The 17,048-nt window shown below is 26.8% G+C and carries 15 protein-coding genes; 13 read left to right on the top strand and 2 right to left on the bottom strand.

What is annotated here, in order from left to right:
- The first annotated feature begins 59 nt into the window (after window positions 1-59).
- The 10 genes from AC4FQW_RS03975 to AC4FQW_RS03930 all read left to right on the top strand — a co-directional run bounded on the left by AC4FQW_RS03975 (window position 60) and on the right by AC4FQW_RS03930 (window position 9,149).
- The gene (locus AC4FQW_RS03975) at window positions 60-359 is read left to right on the top strand and encodes a hypothetical protein (protein WP_368410167.1); all 300 of its coding nucleotides are present in this window, start codon (window positions 60-62) and stop codon (window positions 357-359) included.
- A gap of 25 nt (window positions 360-384) precedes the next feature.
- Window positions 385-666: a PQ-loop domain-containing transporter gene (locus AC4FQW_RS03970; RefSeq protein WP_491147363.1), complete on the top strand. Its 282-nt coding sequence runs from the start codon at window positions 385-387 to the stop codon at window positions 664-666.
- Window positions 667-890: 224 nt separating this feature from the next.
- Window positions 891-1,136, top strand: a complete 246-nt coding sequence (locus tag AC4FQW_RS03965; protein ID WP_303129554.1) for a YgjV family protein — start codon at window positions 891-893, stop codon at window positions 1,134-1,136.
- A 189-nt stretch (window positions 1,137-1,325) separates the two neighbouring features.
- The gene (xdhA, locus tag AC4FQW_RS03960) at window positions 1,326-3,623 is read left to right on the top strand and encodes a xanthine dehydrogenase molybdenum-binding subunit XdhA (RefSeq protein WP_491147361.1); all 2,298 of its coding nucleotides are present in this window, start codon (window positions 1,326-1,328) and stop codon (window positions 3,621-3,623) included.
- 13 nt (window positions 3,624-3,636) lie between these two features.
- Window positions 3,637-4,509, top strand: coding sequence for a xanthine dehydrogenase FAD-binding subunit XdhB (gene xdhB / locus AC4FQW_RS03955; RefSeq protein ID WP_491147359.1), 873 nt, complete (start codon window positions 3,637-3,639; stop codon window positions 4,507-4,509).
- Between the two features lie 10 nt (window positions 4,510-4,519).
- Window positions 4,520-5,005 (top strand): xanthine dehydrogenase subunit XdhC, encoded by a 486-nt coding sequence (xdhC, locus tag AC4FQW_RS03950; protein ID WP_303129557.1) that lies wholly within the window; start codon window positions 4,520-4,522, stop codon window positions 5,003-5,005.
- Between the two features lie 30 nt (window positions 5,006-5,035).
- Window positions 5,036-5,836, top strand: a complete 801-nt coding sequence (locus tag AC4FQW_RS03945; protein WP_491147356.1) for an FAD binding domain-containing protein — start codon at window positions 5,036-5,038, stop codon at window positions 5,834-5,836.
- Window positions 5,833-6,291 (top strand): (2Fe-2S)-binding protein, encoded by a 459-nt coding sequence (locus AC4FQW_RS03940; protein WP_303129559.1) that lies wholly within the window; start codon window positions 5,833-5,835, stop codon window positions 6,289-6,291. Before AC4FQW_RS03945 ends, AC4FQW_RS03940 begins: the two co-directional genes overlap by 4 nt.
- Window positions 6,292-8,574, top strand: coding sequence for a xanthine dehydrogenase family protein molybdopterin-binding subunit (locus AC4FQW_RS03935; protein WP_491147353.1), 2,283 nt, complete (start codon window positions 6,292-6,294; stop codon window positions 8,572-8,574). It abuts the gene before it with no gap.
- A gap of 101 nt (window positions 8,575-8,675) precedes the next feature.
- The gene (locus tag AC4FQW_RS03930) at window positions 8,676-9,149 is read left to right on the top strand and encodes a nucleoside deaminase (RefSeq protein WP_303129561.1); all 474 of its coding nucleotides are present in this window, start codon (window positions 8,676-8,678) and stop codon (window positions 9,147-9,149) included.
- A gap of 201 nt (window positions 9,150-9,350) precedes the next feature.
- On the opposite strand, the gene AC4FQW_RS03925 is transcribed toward AC4FQW_RS03930, so the two are convergent.
- The gene (locus AC4FQW_RS03925; protein ID WP_491147351.1) at window positions 9,351-9,701 is read right to left on the bottom strand and encodes a tRNA-binding protein; all 351 of its coding nucleotides are present in this window, start codon (window positions 9,699-9,701) and stop codon (window positions 9,351-9,353) included.
- A 349-nt stretch (window positions 9,702-10,050) separates the two neighbouring features.
- Here AC4FQW_RS03925 and AC4FQW_RS03920 point away from each other — a divergent pair, with 349 nt between their 5' ends.
- The 3 genes from AC4FQW_RS03920 to AC4FQW_RS03910 all read left to right on the top strand — a co-directional run bounded on the left by AC4FQW_RS03920 (window position 10,051) and on the right by AC4FQW_RS03910 (window position 16,295).
- Window positions 10,051-12,228 (top strand): DNA topoisomerase III, encoded by a 2,178-nt coding sequence (locus AC4FQW_RS03920; protein WP_491147349.1) that lies wholly within the window; start codon window positions 10,051-10,053, stop codon window positions 12,226-12,228.
- A 266-nt stretch (window positions 12,229-12,494) separates the two neighbouring features.
- Window positions 12,495-14,501 (top strand): FUSC family protein, encoded by a 2,007-nt coding sequence (locus tag AC4FQW_RS03915; protein WP_491147347.1) that lies wholly within the window; start codon window positions 12,495-12,497, stop codon window positions 14,499-14,501.
- Window positions 14,502-14,516: 15 nt separating this feature from the next.
- Window positions 14,517-16,295 carry an aminopeptidase P family protein gene (locus AC4FQW_RS03910; protein ID WP_491147345.1) on the top strand — a complete coding sequence of 593 codons (1,779 nt, stop codon included), beginning with the start codon at window positions 14,517-14,519 and terminating at the stop codon, window positions 16,293-16,295.
- 132 nt (window positions 16,296-16,427) lie between these two features.
- On the opposite strand, the gene AC4FQW_RS03905 is transcribed toward AC4FQW_RS03910, so the two are convergent.
- Window positions 16,428-16,850, bottom strand: a complete 423-nt coding sequence (locus AC4FQW_RS03905; protein ID WP_491147343.1) for a PPC domain-containing DNA-binding protein — start codon at window positions 16,848-16,850, stop codon at window positions 16,428-16,430.
- Window positions 16,851-17,048 lie beyond the last annotated feature (198 nt).

Raw genomic sequence — 17,048 nt, 5'->3', positions numbered from 1 at the left:
AGGGACTTATTTCTAAAAAGGGTCACCTTTAAAATAAAGGTTTTAGAAATAAGGGAGCTATGAGCGGTTTAATAAGATTTGGAACAATTATGAATATAATAGGGGGTATACTTATTATATATTCATTCCTACCACAAATTTATACTCTTTTTAAAACTAAAAGCCCAGGTAATAACAGTATACAATATTGGGTAATTATGACTTTTGGAATAACATGTATATGTTTAAATCAATTTATATGTAATGTTCCAAAAGTACAATTAATAACTCAAAGTGTAAACGTTATATTTGCTGTTTTTAGCACTGTATTGATTGTTCATTTTAGTATAAAAGAAAAAAGAGAAAAAAATAAAAAGTAGATTATGTGGATAGGAGATGTTAAATATGCTTGATTTACAATTAGTAGGAAATATTGCTCAATTATTAGGAAGTATAACTTTAATATATTCATTTTTACCACAAATATATAAATTAATAAAATTAAAAAATGCTGATGGTATAAGTATTCAATATTGGACAATACTTACTATTGCAGTAGCTTGTATAGCTATAAATTTGACAATAAGCAAAGTAAATATATTTATTCAACTTACTCAATGGCTGAATGTTGTATTAGCTTGTATAGTATTATTTCTAGCAAGTAAGTATAAAAAACAAGTCGAATAAATTTAAAAATTAATAAAGCTTTGTATTTATAAATTAATTAAAGCATATAAGCACATATAAAAAATAAATTAATTTATTTTAAACTTAGATACACATTTAATTAACATATTGCTCGCAAAGTGTAGACATAATAAAAAATTAGAACCACATCTATTTATATATCTTAAAGAAATAAAATTTTAAGAAACATAATAAAAATATTATGAGGTGGAGGAATTTAAAATATGAATAGTACACTTGTTGAATGGATTGGTTATATAGCATCAGCTATGATAGTTGTATCATTAATTATGACATCTATAGTGAAACTTAGAATAATCAATACTATTGGATGCGTTTTATTTGTAATATATGGGATTATAGTAGGAGCTTATCCTATATCAGTATCAAATGGGCTTATAGCATTAATTAATTTATACAATTTATATAAATTGAAACATAAACCATTAGATGAGGGGAAATTAGCTTAAATTAAAAGTTAAATTAAAATATCTAATGTTTAAAAGGTAAATACAAAGATGAATCATTAGCCCCTTAATTAAATATTAAGGGGAATGATGATTTGTATAATACAAGGAATTTAAAGCAATTAATTAAATATAATGAGTATTATGAATAAATAAACTAATTATTTTAGTTACAGAAGGGATTGTAGAAAAATGGGTAAAGCTTATGATTTAATAGGTAAAAGTATAAATAGAGTTGATGCAGTAGCTAAAGTTACAGGAAAAGCTAAGTATTGTTCAGATTATTTTGAGAGGGATGCACTTGTTGGAATGGTGTTAAGAAGTCCTTATGCACATGCAAAGGTAAAAGATATTGATACTACTGAAGCTGAAAACTTAGAAGGCGTTGAAGCAGTATTAACATATAAAAATGTACCAAATACTAAATTTCCAACAGCAGGACATCCATATTCATTAGATCCAAGTCATAGAGATATAGAAGATTATCAATTACTTACAGATAAAGCACGTTTTGTTGGAGATTCTATTGCAGCTGTAATAGCTGTAGATGAACTTACAGCAAAGAAAGCTTTGAAATTAATAAAAGTAGATTACGAAGTATTACCTTTTGTAGTAGATCAAGAGGAAGCTATAAAACCTGGAGCTCCAGTTATTCATGATGAAAGACCTAATAATATAGTTAGTGATTTTGGTATAACAGTAGGAGATCCAGATGAAGTTTTTAAAAATGCTGATAAAGTATATGGTGGACAATATGAAACTCAAATAGTTCAACATTGTCAAATGGAAATTCATAATGCAATGGCAAAGATTGATGAAAAAGGAAGAATGTTAGTTATTTCTTCAACACAGATACCACATATTGCAAGAAGAATAGTTGCAAAAGCTTGTAATTTACCTATTGGTAGAGTAAGAGTAATAAAGCCATATGTAGGTGGTGGCTTTGGTGGAAAGCAAGATGTTATAATTGAACCTTTAACAGCAGCAATGTCATTAGCTGTAGGAGGAAGACCAGTTAGATTTCAACTAGGTAGAGAAGAAGCAATTGTTGCAACTAGAACAAGACATTCAATGAGAGTTAATATAAAAGCAGCTATATCAAAAGATAATAAAATTGAAGGTTATGATATAGAGAATTTCGTAAATAATGGGGCTTATGCATCACATGGACATTCAATTGCAATGAGTGCAGGAAGTAAAATAAGACCTCTTTATAATATAAAAGCTGAAAAATATCGTCCAAAAACAATATATACAAATTTACCAGTAGCTGGTGCAATGAGAGCATATGGTATACCACAAATGTGTTTTGTTATTGAATCACTTGTAGATGATATATGTAAGGATTTAAATTTAGATCCTGTTGAATTTAGATTAAACAACTTTATAAAAGAAGGACATGTAGATCCAGATAATGGACTTGTTGTTCGTACATTTGGTTTACCTGAATGTGTAAAAAGAGGTAGAGAATTAATTGATTGGGATAGAAAGAGAGAGTTATATAAAAATCAAGATGGTCCTATAAGAAGAGGAGTTGGAATGGCAGTATTTAGTTATTTCTCAGGTACATGGCCAGTATCTCTTGAGGCTGCAGGAACAAGAATAGTAATGAATCAAGATGGTTCAGTTCAAGTTCAAGTTGGAGCTACAGAAATAGGACAAGGTAGTGATACAGTATTTAGTCAAATGGTTGCTGAAACAATAGGAATACCATTTGAAATGGTAACTTTAGTTTCAGAACAAGATACAGATGTTACTCCTTTTGATACAGGATCATATGCATCAAGACAGTCATTTATAGCAGGTCAAGCTGTTAAAAAAGCTGCATTAGAAGTTAAGAAAAAAGTTTTAGAAATTGCAAGCGATAAATGTGGTTTAGATGCAAGTCTTTTAGATATAGCTGATGCAAGAGTAATAGAAAAAGGAACAAAAAGAGAACTATATCCATTAGAAGAAATTGCACTTGAAGCATATTATAACAAAGTTAAATATGCACCTATAACAAGTGATTTAACTGTTAAGGTTCAAAATAATGCAATAGCTTATGGTGCAACTTTTGTTGAAGTTGAAGTTGATATAAGAACTGGAAAAATAAAAGTTTTAGATTTATATAATTTACATGATTCAGGAAAAATTTTAAATAAAAAGTTAGCAGAAGGACAAGTTCATGGTGGAGTAAGTATGGCTTTAGGATTTGCTTTATCTGAAAAATTCATAATAGATAAAGAAACTGGAGCAGTAATAAATAATAACTTGTTACATTATAAATTACCAACAATAATGGATACTCCAGAAATAAAATGTGAATTTGTAGATACTTATGATCCAACATCAAGTTTTGGTCAAAAATCACTAGGAGAAAATACAACAATTTCTCCAGCACCTGCAATTCGTAATGCAGTATTAAATGCAACTGGTGTAGCATTTAATAAATTACCAATGGATTCACAATCAGTATTTGAAAAATTTAAAGAAGTTGGACTTATATAGGAGGCGAAATAGTATGTATGATATAAATGAAATATTAGAACCTAAAACATTAGAAGAGGCATTAAATTTATTAGATGAAAAAGATAATTTAACAATAATAGCAGGAGGAACTGATGTACTTGTAAAGCTTCATGAAGAAAGATTCAAATCTTTAAATTTAATAAGTATAAGAGATATTGAAGGATTAAATGAAATAAAAATACTTGAAGATGAATCAATTGAAGTTGGAGCTATGGCAACTTTCTCAGACATATTTAGAAGTGAGATAATAAATAAACACATTCCAATTTTAGCAGAGGCTGCTGTATCAATGGGAGGTCCACAAATTAGAAATATGGCTACAATTGGTGGAAATATATGTAATGGAGCGGTATCAGGAGATAGTGCACCAACTGTTTTTGCTTTAAATAGCAAAGTTAAACTTAAATCAAAATCAGGTGAGAGAATACTGAGTATAAAGGATTTCTATAAAGGACCTGGAATGACTAATATAAGAAAAGATGAAATATTAGTTAGTATAATTATAGAGAAGAAAGATTATGAAAATAAATATGGTAATTATATTAAATTTGCTAGTAGAAACGCTATGGATATAGCTCTTATGGGTGTTGCAGCACTTGTAGAAGTTAAAGATGGTAAGTTTGTTGATGTTAGAGTAGCATTAGGAGTGTCAGGGCCTGTTCCAATAAGATGTGAAATAGCTGAATGTGAAGCAAAAGGAATGGAAGTTAATGACGAAAACATGAAGTTGCTTGGAAAGTTAGCTTTAAAATCATCAAGAGCTATAGATTTCTGGAATGCATCTAAAGAATATAAAGAGCATTTAATAGATGAATTAACATATAGAGCAATAAAAGAATCAGTAGAAAGAGCAGCGAGAGGATAGGTGAATAATCATGGGTTTAAAAAGAAAAATATCATTTACAGTAAATGAAAGAAAATATGAATTAGAAATAGATGTTAGGGAATCTTTATCAGAAGTATTGAGAAGTAGATTACATTTAACAGGAGTAAAACAAGGATGTCTTGTTGGTGAATGTGGAGCATGTACTGTTTTAGTAAATGGTGTTCCAACAGATTCATGTATTTATTTAGCTGCTTGGGCAGACGGAAAAACAATAAAAACAGTTGAGGGACTTGAGAAAAATGGTAAGCTTTCAGATGTGCAAGAAGCATTCATTGAAGAAGGGGCTGTTCAATGTGGTTTCTGTACACCAGGTTTAGTTCTAACAACAACTGCTTTAGTTGATAGTGGAAAAGATTATACAGATGAAGAAATAAGAAGAGAAATATCAGGACATTTATGTAGATGTACAGGATATAATAAAATATTTAATGCAACTAAAAAAGCCATTTTAAGAAGAAAAAGACTAGAAAAATAAAATATAAGTTTATGTGATGGAGGGATTTGTTTGTTTACTATAAAAGAGTATGTAAGACCAAGCTCATTAGAAGAGGCTTATGAAATATTAAGCAAAAACAAGACAAACACTATTCTAGGAGGCCTTTTATGGCTTAAAATGGGAAAAAAGAATATAAATACAGCTATAGATTTATCAAGCTTAAATTTAAATAAAATAGAAGAAAAAGATGATGGATTTCATATTGGGTCTATGGTTACACTTAGAGATTTAGAATTAAACAAGGCTTTAAACGATGAATTTCAAGATATTTTTAAAGAATCTATTAAACATATTGTTGGAGTTCAATTTAGAAATTTAGCAACAGTTGGAGGAAGTATATATTCAAGATTTGGTTTTTCAGATGTTTTAGCTGCATTTTTAACATTAGATAGTTATGTAGTTTCACATAAAAGAGGAATTATATCTTTAGAAGAATTTTCAAAGTTACCTTATGAAAAAGATATAATAGAAAAAATAATAGTTAAAAAGAATAAAAGTAAAAATATATATTTTACTCATAGGCTTTCAGAAACTGATTTACCAGTTTTAATAGTTTCATTAAGTAAAATAGGTGATAATTGGAAAATTGTAGTTGGTGGAAGACCTAATAGAGCTGAAATAGCTAAAGAAGCATCAAAAGTCTTATCAAATAATCCAACAGAAGAAGAAATAGAAATTGCTTGCGATAAAGTAGTTTCAGAGCTAGTATTTGGAAGTAATATGAGAGGATCTAAAGATTATAGAGAAATTCTAGCTAAAGTATTCGTAAAAAGAGGTATAAAAGAATTAATTGGAGGTAATTATGTATGATTACTAAAATTTGGATTAATAATAAACTTTATACTGATGACATAGAAGCCGATAAATTACTTATAGATTTTATTAGAGAAAAAGGATATTTAAGTGTAAAAAGAGGTTGCAATACATCAAATTGTGGATTATGTACTGTTTGGGCTGATGAAAAACCAATTTTATCATGTTCAACATTAGCTGTTAAAATGAATGGAAAACATATTTTTACATTAGAAGGCTTAAATGATCAAGTAAGTGAGTTTGCAAAATTCATGGCAGCTGAAGGTGCAGAACAGTGTGGATATTGTAGTCCAGGATTTATTATGAATGTATTAGCCATGAAAAAAGAATTAGTAAACCCTACAGAAGAAGAAATAAAAGAATATTTATCTGGAAATCTTTGTAGGTGTACAGGATACATGGGACAACTTAGAGCTATTAAGAAGTATTTAAATAGCAAGGAGGTTAAGTAAATGAAAATAGTAAATAAGAGCTATGCAAAAGTAGATTCTATGTCATTACTTACTGGAAAACCTGTTTATACTGAGGATATAGCACCAAGTAATCCTTTAATAGTTAAAGTTTTAAGGAGCCCACATGCACATGCTGAAATATTAGAAATAAAAAAAGATATTGCAATGAAGGTTCCAGGTATAGAGTGTATACTAACTTATGAAGATGTACCAAATAAAAGGTTTCAAATTGCAGGGCAGTCATATCCAGAGCCAGCTCCATATGATAGATTAATTTTGGAAAATAGAGTTAGGCATGTTGGAGATGCTGTTGCTATAGTAGCTGGAATTGATGAAAAATCAGTTGATAAAGCAATGAAATTAATTAAAGTAAAATATAAAAAGTTGAAAGCTATATTTGACCCAATAGAAGCTATAGATAATGATATAGTAATACATGATGAGGATGACTATTTTGTCCATTTTGATTTTGGAACAGACCAAAAGAGAAATATATGTGCATCAGGTAATATGAAAAAAGGTAACGTTGATGAGGTACTAAAAGAATGTGATATAGTTTTAGAGGAAACTTATAATACAAAAGCTAATGCACAAGCTATGATGGAAACAATGAGAGCTTTTACTCATTATGATTGTTACGGAAGATTAGTAGTTGTTAGTTCAACACAAATCCCTTTTCACTTAAGAAGAATTTTAGGAAGAGCATTAGATATACCAAAATCACAAATAAGAGTAATTAAACCACGTATTGGTGGAGGTTTTGGAGCTAAGCAAACATTATGTTGCGAAATATATCCTGCCATAGTTACATTAAAAACAGGGAAACCTGCAATGATAATTTATGATAGACAAGAAACATTTACTGCGTCATCTAGTAGACATGCTATGCAATTAAAAGTTAAGTTAGGAGCAAATAAAGATGGGGTAATAAAAGCACTTGATATTTCAGTTATTTCAAATACAGGTGCTTACGGAGAACAAGGACCTACAGTTGTAGAGTTAGTTGGAGTTAAGCCTTTAACAGTATACAATAGAGTAGAGGCATATAATTTTGATTATAAAGTTGTATATACTAATACAATGGCAGCTGGTGCATTTAGAGGTTATGGTGCAACTCAAGGATTCTTTGCTGTTGAATCTATAATAAATGAATTAGCAGCAAAGCTTAATATGGATCCTACTATAATAAGAGAAATAAATATGGTTAAAGAAGGAGAATATCTTACTGCATATCATGGTGAAACTCTTAATAGTTGTGCTCTTGATAGGTGTTTAAAGAGGGCTAAAGAAATATTTAAGTGGGATGAAAAATATCCATATAAAGATATTGGAAATAATAAAGTAAGATCTGTAGGTGTAGCAATAACTATGCAAGGTTCAGGTATAGAAAATATAGATAAAGCTTCTGTTGAAATAAAATTGGGTGATGGAGGTTTTTATCAATTAATGCTCGCATCATCTGATATGGGTACAGGTTCTGATACTATATTTACTCAAATGGCAGCAGAATGTCTTGATTGCCCTATAGAAAATGTTACAGTAAGTGGTGTTGATACTGATATGTCACCATATGATGTTGGTTCTTACGCATCAAGTACAACTTATGTAACAGGAATGGCTGTAGTAAAAACTTGTGAGGAAATGAGAAAAAGAATTTGCATTGAGGGAGCTAAAGAATTAAATTTAACTCCAGAAGAAGTTGAGTTTGATGGAAAAACAATAAAAGCTTTAGATGGAAGCAAAGAAATTTCTTTAGAAGAACTTTCTGAAAGATTAATTGTAGGGGATAGACAATTTATTGTTGTTTCTGTATCACATTCAAGTCCAGTTTCACCACCACCATTTATGGTTGGATTGGTTGAAGTTGAAATTGATAAAGAAACAGGAAAAACATCAGTAGTTGATTATGTTTCTGTTGTTGATTGTGGAACAGTAATAAATCCAGCACTTGCAAGAATACAAGCAGAAGGTGGAATAGTGCAAGGTATTGGTATGGCATTACTTGAAGATATAAATTATGATAAGAATGGTAGAATGATTAATGATACTTTTATGCAATATAAGTTACCAACTAGATTAGATGTTGGTAATGTAAGAGTAGAATTTGAAAGTAGTTATGAACCAACGGGTCCATTTGGAGCTAAATCAATAGGTGAAATTGTTATTAATACACCAGCTCCAGCAATAGCAAATGCTATATATAATGGAATGGGAGTTAATATTAGAGACTTACCTATGACAGCTGAGAAAATATTAATGGCTAGCTTAAAGAAAGATGCATAAAATTATTAGCCATATTTTAAAAATAAATTATTATAAGTATAATATTAATATGTAAATAATTTAATAATTAATATAATAATTAAGATAAAGAGGGTATGAATATGGAAAAAGATAAGATAATGAATTTATGTGTTGAAAGTTGCATGGATGGAATGAAGCATCACGAAGGAGGTCCATTTGGTGCAGCAATAGTTAAGGATGGAAAAATTATAGCTGTGGCTCATAATACTGTAATTAAAGATAATGATCCTACTGCTCATGGTGAAGTAAACGTTATAAGAAAAGCTTGTAAAGAACTTAATACTTTTGACTTAAGTGGATGTGAATTATATACAACATCAGAACCTTGTCCTATGTGTATGTCAGCTATTATTTGGGCTAATATATCAAAAGTGTATTATGGATGCACAGTTCAAGATGCTAGAGATATTGGCTTTAGAGATGAGCATATATTAAAGTTTTTAAAAGAAGATTGTAATGATAAAAAAATAATAGATTTGGAAGCTTTAGATAAAAGTGAATGTTTAAAAGCTTTTGAATATTGGACAAAGGATAATTTAAGAACAGATTATTAGTAAAAGTTTTAATTAAATACCTAATAAGTAATTTTTAAAAATTACTTATTAGGTTATTTTTTATTGATATTATATTAAAATGTGTATCATGGAAAACTAAAAAGGTTTTAGTTAATTGTTATTTTTATTAATACTATATAATATTATTTTAAAATATTTTTATATAACATTAAATAATATTTTTTAATGTTATGTTAAGTTCTAACCAACTTTTGTTCCATTAGGAACTGTTTTTTCAGGTTGTGCTAAAACAGGGGTAATTCCATCAGCATATCCAATATCAAAAAGCATACCTTCTGAAATTTCACCTGCCATTTTCTTTGGAGGTAAATTAACTATAAATAGTGCTTGTTGACCTTCGATTTCCTTAGGATTTTCTCTTTCTCCTTTCATTCCTACTAATATAGTTCTTTCAAATTCACCAAAATTAACAGTTAGTTTAACTAATTTTTTTGATTTTTCAATATCCTCAACTAATTTTATTGTTCCAACTCTAATATCAATTTTATCAATTATGTCCATACTAATATTTTCTTTAACAGAAGCTGTCATAATATTTCCTCCTTTTTAAATAATTAATAATTATAAAATAATAAAAAATTATGCTACAAGTTTATATTAAATTATTCCTTGTTTTAGGATTATTATACCATTGATTACAAATAATTCAAATAATTAAAAGAATTTATATTTAAAAAGTGTAATAAATAATTGGGGTGTAGAATTTTAAAAATATATGTATTTAGTAATATTTTTTGTTATTAAGAAAAGTATAATGATAATTAAAAATTTTGTATTAATTGTTATTTAGTTTATAATGAAATAATAAGAATTAAATATTAAGTTATCATGTTAAATAGTGTAGAAAATAACTTTTTAATATAGATTGAAAGGAATTTATATGAGTAAAATATTAGTTTTAGCAGAAAAACCTTCAGTAGGAAGAGAACTTGGAAGAGTTTTAAAATGTAATAAAAAAGGAAATGGATATTTAGAAGGAGAAAAGTATATAGTAACATGGGCATTAGGACATCTAGTAACCTTAGATGCACCAGAAGGATATAATCCATCATGGAAAGCATGGAATATGGAAACATTGCCAATGCTTCCAAAGCATATGAAGCTTACGGTTATAAAAGGTAGTGGAAAGCAATTTAAAATTGTTAAAGAGCAGATGTATAGAAAAGATGTAGGAGAAATTGTAATAGCGACAGATGCAGGACGTGAAGGAGAGCTTGTTGCAAGATGGATAATTGAAAAAGCTCATGTTAAAAAGCCTCTTAAGAGACTTTGGATATCATCTCAGACAGATAAGGCTATAAAAGATGGATTTAAAAATTTAAAAGATGGAAAAGAATATGATAATCTTTTTCATGCTGCAGAATGTAGGGCAGAAGCTGATTGGCTTGTTGGACTTAATGTAACAAGAGCTTTAACTTGCAAGCATAATGCTCAGCTTTCAGCAGGTAGAGTACAATCACCAACTTTAGCTATGATAGTACAAAGAGAAGAGGAAATTAAAAATTTTAAACCAAAGGAATATTACACAATAGATATAAAAACAAATAAATGTAATTTTACTTGGGTAAATAAAGATAATAATTCAAGAATATTTAATGCTGATTTTAAAGATAAAGTATCATTAAAAATAAAAAATGGTGAAATAAAAATAGTTGATATTAAAGAAGCCAATAAAAAGACTTATTCACCAAAGCTTTATGATTTAACAGAGCTTCAAAGAGATTGTAATAAAATTTATGGATATTCTGCAAAGCAAACATTAAATATAATGCAAAGACTTTATGAAAATCATAAACTTTTAACTTATCCACGAACAGATTCAAGATATATATCAGGAGATATAGTATCTACTATTCCAGATAGACTTAAAGGAATAGCATTTGGAGAACATAGAGCTATAGCAACAGAGCTTTTAAAGAGTAAAATAAAAGCAAATAAAAGCTTTGTTGATGATAGTAAGGTGTCAGACCACCATGCTATAATTCCAACAGAGGAAAAGAGTAATTTAGCAAATTTAAGTTCAGATGAAAGACATGTATATGATTTAGTTGTTAAAAGATTTTTATCAGTATTATTACCTCCATTTGAATATATTCAAACAACTCTTGAAGGAGAGATAAATGGAGAAAAAGTTATAGCAAAAGGAAAAGTAATTAAATCAAAAGGGTGGAAAAAGGTATTTGATAGAGAAGATGAGGATGATAAAGAGGATATAAAAGAACAAGAACTTCCAAAAATAAATAAAGGTGATAGCTTAAAAATTTTAGATGTTAAAGTTAAAGTTTCTGAGACTAAGGCACCAGCAAGATTTAATGAGGGAACTCTTTTATCAGCAATGGAAAATCCACAAAAATATATACAAGTTGATAAAGCTTCTTCTAAAACTTTAGGAGAAACAGGTGGACTTGGTACTGTTGCAACAAGAGCAGATATAATTGAAAAATTATTTAATTCATTTGTTATAGAGAAGAAGGGAAAAGAAATTTACCCAACATCAAAAGGAAAACAGCTTATAGAACTTGTACCAAGTGAACTTAAGTCACCACTTCTTACAGCAAAGTGGGAGGCTGCTTTAGATAGAATTTCAAAAGGAAAAGAAGATCCAAAGAAGTTTACAAAGGAAATGAGAAATTATTCAATAGCTCTTGTGGAAGCAGTAAAACAAGAAAATTCAAAATTTCATCATGATAATTTAACTGGTAAAAAGTGTCCAGAATGCGGTAAGTATATGCTTGAAGTTAAAGGAAAGCAAGGAAAGATGTACGTATGTCAAGATAGAGAATGTGGGCATAGAGAAAATATAGCAAGACTTACAAATGCAAGATGTCCTGAGTGTAAAAAGAGATTAGAACTTAGAGGGTCTGGTGAAGGAAAAATATATGTTTGCCCAGGAGAAAATTGTAATTTTAGAGAAAAAGAATCAGTATTTAAGAAAAGATTTAATAAAAATGATAAAGTGAATAAAAGAGAAGTAAATAAAATAATGAAGAAGATGCAAAAGGAAGCAGAAGAGGATATAAACAATCCATTTGCAGCACTTTTAAAAGACTTTAAATAAAATAAAGCCTACTATTTTTATAGATAGTGGGCTTTTTTATTTTATAAATATATTTTTGTTTTTATATTATATTTTATTATTTAAATATATAAAGAAAATAACTATTTATATATATGATAAATGTTAGAAAATCTTTTTATACAATATATAAATTTAATAATTAACTTAATATATATAATGTTACATTTTATTAAATGAATGGTTGAATTATAAAAAAATATATTTATAATTTCTAAATAATAAATATATTTTTGGAGTGATAAAGTATGCAAAAAGTTTTGAAGAATGAATACTTTTTAAAAACTATAATATTTATTCTTGGAGTTATAGTTTTTCTTTCTTACTGGTTCTTTCTTGGAAATATAAATGCATTTGTAGGTGTTGCAGTAGTTAAAGGAGCATTAACTTTATTGAATAAAGATTTAACGGCTAATCCAATAAAAAATTCATTAATATTTTTAGTGGCTTTTTTATATATAGGTATATTTTCTTATATTGCTACTTTTAATATATTTTTAGGGTTATTTATAAACTTTTTTGCATTATTTTTTATTACATATAATTTTGTTTCAGACTTAACAATATCTATTTGGATTCCTTTTGTTCTTGGATATTTATATCTTTTAGTTAAACCAGTTAATTACTTTTATGAATTTAAAGAAAGATTAATTGCATTAGCTGTTGGTTCATTATTTATAATAATTAGCCAATTAATTTTAAATAAAGATAAGTCAAAAGACAAAATAAAGTCTAATTTTATATTGCTATTAGATAGTATTTTAAATCAAATAAGCACTTTAAAAAATGAAGATATTTTAGAAACTAAAAGATTAAAAGGAAGTAAGGAATATAGATTAGAAAATAAAAATTTAAAGGTAACTACATATTTAGATAGTATAGTAGCTACTATTTATAATAGAAGAACTTCCTTTTTTTATATTGATGATAATGACAGTATTCTTTTGAATTTATCAGTTTGCTTAGAACGATTAAGTAATTCTATAAATAAAATTAAATTAACTAATTGTAGTAAAGAAGAAGAATTTTTAAGTGATTTAGTAAATCTAATAAATGAAATGAAAATTTATATAAAAAAAGATAATTATTATTCAAAATTTACTATTGATATAGAAAGTTTTTCAAATAAGTATTCTAAATATTTTAAAGATAATTATTCGTTTTATGATATATTACAAAATATTGAAATGCTTAAATTTTCCCTAACAAATTTAATTGATTTAAAGAAAAAAAAGAGGGTTAAAATAAAAAATGTATTTTCATCATTTAATAAATTTAAAATAAAAAATATTTTTAAATATAATTTTAGAAAATCAATTAAATTTACATATGCTTTTAGATTATCTTTCCTTTTATCTGTATCGTATTTTATTGTAGAATTATTTAAAATTCCAGAAGGTAAATGGATTACTTTTACTATATTTACAGTAGTACAACCTTATATAGAAGATAGTCAAAAGAGATTCACTAAAAGATTTAAAGGAACTATTGTTGGTATAATAATATTTAGCTTAATAGATATATTTGTAGGAAGTTTTTATTTAGAAGTATTTATATTTGCTATATTTTATTATATTTATTCTATACAATCAGATTTTACTATAAAAACTATATGTACAACTACAGTTAGTTTAGGAGTATTTTCTATTATAACTAATGCACCAGCAAGCGGGGATTTTTATAGATTTATTTTTATGGTTATTGGTATACTTGTAGGGTATATTGGAAGCAAATATATATTTCCTTACAGCTTAAAAGATTCTATAGATATGTTAAGTAAGCAATACTATAAAATTAGTTTAAATATGGTATATAAAGGTTGTAAAGAGAAAATAAATGCTAAATTGACAACTTATATAGATGAACAGGTTTTGCTTTCTAAACTATTTGAAAGTAAAATAATAATTAATAATAGTACATATAAATTAAAATGTGTTAATGAATTTGTATATAATCAAAGATTTTTAAATAATGATATGTACTATCTTTATTTTTATATTTTTAAAAATAAAATAAAAAGTAATATTATTGAAGACTTTAAGTTTAATTTAAGTAAGGCTTATAGCTTTAATAATAATGAGTTAATTTTAGATTTAGATGAAGTTATGAATTTAGAAACGTATATAAAAGGTAAATTTAGCTCTGTTGTAGATGAAAAAGATAAGTTAGTATTTATTACTATATATAGAATATTATCTAGGTTAGAAAAATCTAAAAAGTTAATTGATGAAATAGATAATACAATAATTATATAAAATGGGGGCGATTTTATGAATAATCTTATAAAAAATAGATTAGAAAAATTTAGAGGAATAATGAAGGAAAAGGGGATAGATTATTATATTATTCCAAGTTCAGATTCACATGGTAGTGAATATGTAAGTGATTATTTTAAAGGAAGACAGTTTATGTCAGGATTTACAGGGTCAGCAGGAACTTTACTTATTGGATTAAAGGAATCTATACTTTGGACTGATGGCAGATATTTTATTCAAGCAGAAAAAGAACTAAAGGATTCTAATATAAAATTATTCAAAATGAGAATAGAAGGATATCCAACTTTAAATGAATGGATTAAAGAAAATATTAAAAAGGGTGAGGTTTTAGCTTTTGATGGAAAAGTATTTTCAGTAAAGGACTACAAGTCCTTTAAAGAAATTGAAAAAAGTAATTTATTTAAAATAAAAATAGATGAAGATTTACTTCAATATGTTTGGGAAGATAGACCAAGCCTTCCGAATGAAAATATATTTATTCATGATGTAAAATATGCAGGAAAAAGTAGAGAAGAAAAGTTACAAGAAGTAAGAGAAAAGATGACTTCTTTAAATGTTGATTATTATATAATATCATCATTAGATGATATTGCTTGGCTTTATAACCTTAGAGGAAATGATATTTTATATAATCCTGTATTTTTAAGTTATTCAATTATTGAAAAGAATAAAGCTTATATTTATATAGATGAAGAGAAGGTTTCAGAGAAAATTAAATATGAATTAGAAAAGGATAATATATATATTAAAAATTACAATAAAATAATTGAAGATACTAAATTATTAGAAGGAAATATACTTATTGATCCTAAAAAAATTAATTCACTTATATATGAAAACATAAATTCTAATTGTAAGGTTATAGAAAGTTTAAATATAATAACAAAATTAAAGGCTATAAAAAATAAAATAGAATTAGAAAATCTAAACAGATGCCAAATAAGAGATGGAGTAGCTATGGTTAAGTTTAGAATGTGGTTAGAAAATAATGTTGGAAAAGAAAAGATTACAGAAATATCAGCTTCAGAAAAGCTAAAGGAATTTAGAAGTTTTGGTGAATTTTTTAAAGGGGAAAGTTTCAATACAATTGCAGGTTATAAAGAACACGCTGCTATGATGCATTATAGTGCGACAAAATTAAGTAATTATGAGCTTAAAAAAGAAGGCTTTTTTTTAGTTGATTCAGGTGGACAATATTTAGATGGAACCACTGATATTACAAGAACATTTGTACTTGGAAAGCTTACACAAGAGGAAAAAAATGATTTTACATTAGTTTTAAAGGGGCATATAAATTTACTAACTACAAAGTTTTTAGATGGAACAACAGGTTCAAATATTGATATAAAGGCTAGAGAACCTTTATGGAATAAAGGAATAGATTATAAATGTGGCACAGGTCATGGTGTTGGATTTTTCTTAAATGTTCATGAAGGGCCTCAGAGTATAAGCCAAGTTCCAAATAATGTAGTATTAAAACCAGGAATGATTATAACAAATGAGCCTGGAATATATAAAGAAGGTAAGCATGGAATAAGAACAGAAAATACTATGCTTGTTGTAGAAGATAAAGAATCAGAATTTGGAAAGTTTTATAAGTTTGATGTTATATCATATTGTCCAATAGATACAAATGGTATAAATAAAGAGCTTTTAAGTGAAGAAGAAATAAATTGGATAAATAATTATCATGAAATAGTGAGAGAAAAGTTATCAAAATATTTAAACAGTGACGAAGTTAAGTTTTTAAATAAAATAACAGAAAAAATATAAAAATATATGATTAAATAATTATAGTAATAGAAATTTTAATAATTTATTTATAAGATAAATAAAATTTATTGTATAAAATAATTTAAAGATATAGAATTAGAAAGAATGACTAATTCTATATCTTTTTTTGCTTTATTTTAAATTCATTACGTTTAATCCAGATACTTTATCTAAATATCTAGGGATTTGTCCATCTAATTCAGTTAAAATAATTTCACAAACAGCAGTAACGGTTCCTTCAACAAAATGGCCACCATAAGTTACACAGTCTTCACCACTAAAATTTATATGTAGATGAAGATAAGGTTCATTATCTTTAGTTGTTAAATTTCCAAGTAAACTTGTTATTTCATATTTTCCATCAAATACAGTCTCATTATATACTTTTGTATTTAAATCAAAGTATCCTATTTTTATATTTGTTGCTGCACCTATAGCAGAAATTGAACCAAGTTTTATATTATTATCCTTACAAAAGTTTTTAATAGAACTTACTATGTTTTCACCTTTATCTATTCTTAAAATCCAAGTATTATTTATTTTTTTAAAATCCATCTTCAATACCTCCAATAAAATATAGTTTAATTTAATTATAACCTTAAAATTAATGTAAAGGTAAATATAAATTATATATATTAAAAATTTTTTGAAGATATATAACGTATATAAAATACTCTTAAATGAAAATAAATAAAACATATAAATAAATTGTATTGTATGATAATATAGAGTGAGATAAAAGTAAAATTTAAT

Source organism: Clostridium sp. TJA085 (assembly GCF_058310235.1).
This window is presented reverse-complemented; position numbering and strand designations above follow the sequence as displayed.